The sequence below is a fragment of the Streptomyces milbemycinicus genome, from assembly GCF_002154605.1.
Lineage (GTDB): Bacteria > Actinomycetota > Actinomycetes > Streptomycetales > Streptomycetaceae > Streptomyces > Streptomyces milbemycinicus.
Genome location: NZ_MUNE01001151.1, coordinates 1 through 939 on the forward strand (window position 1 = coordinate 1; position 939 = coordinate 939).

The window sequence follows — 939 nt, forward strand, 5'->3', positions numbered from 1 at the left end:
CATCAGCGCCATCGGCAGGTAGTTCCACACCGCCGAGCTGTCGGGCGTCACTTCGGGGAGCGTGGGCGGCTCCTGAAGGCTCAACTCCCCTTCGGGCATGTCCGGGCCGCGCCGACGCGCGGGCCTGCGGAACAGGACGGTACTCAAGCGGGTGGTCTCCTTCGGGCCGGGGGTGCTGCCGGGTGCTGCCAATGGGGGCTGAAAAACCGGTGAACGGGCGGCGACACGCGTGGTCGGGGCAGGCCGGACCCGCCGGGTCGGCGAGGCAGAGCAGCCGCAGCAGACGGCAGGAGCGGTGAACCCGGGCCGGGGGCAGGAATCCCGGGCCGGTGGAGAAGAGTCTACGATCCGTTTCCGCGGTTCACTTCGCAGGCCGTGACCGAAGCAGACGGTTCAGCAAGTAGTGTGCAGCCTTCCCGCGCACACGTCCAACGCCCCACACCCCCCACGGAGACCTACCCCGTGTCCCGAACACGTCTCCCGAAGAAGCGTGAGTACTCTCATGACTGACAGCGCAACGGCAGGGCTTTGCCGCGTCACCGTGCGCGCCCCCGCCACCTCCATCGACCTCGCGGTCCCCGCCGACGTCCCCGTCGTCGATCTGCTGCCCACCCTGGTGCGGTACGCGGGCGACGACCTCGCCGAGCAGGGCCTGGAACACGGCGGCTGGGTGCTCCAGCGGCTCGGTGGCGAGCCGCTCGCCGAGGACAGCAGCCTCGAATCCCTCGGCCTGCTCGACGGCGAGACGCTCTACCTCAGGCCGCGCACCGACGCCCTGCCCGAGGTCCGGCTGGACGACCTGGTCGACGGCGTCGCCACCACCATGGCCGACCGGCCCTTCGGCTGGACGGCGACCATCAGCCGCCGGCTGCTGCTCGGCACGCTGATCCTCATCCTCGCCGCCGGACTCGCCGTCCTCGCCACCCCCGGCCCTGCCTC

The 939-nt window shown here is 71.4% G+C and carries 1 protein-coding gene; it reads left to right on the forward strand.

Annotation, left to right across the window (positions count from 1 at the left end):
- Positions 1-502: 502 nt before the first annotated feature.
- The coding region (gene eccD / locus CCN51_RS51735) for a type VII secretion integral membrane protein EccD (protein ID WP_086861282.1) at positions 503-939 on the forward strand (437 nt) is incomplete at its 3' end.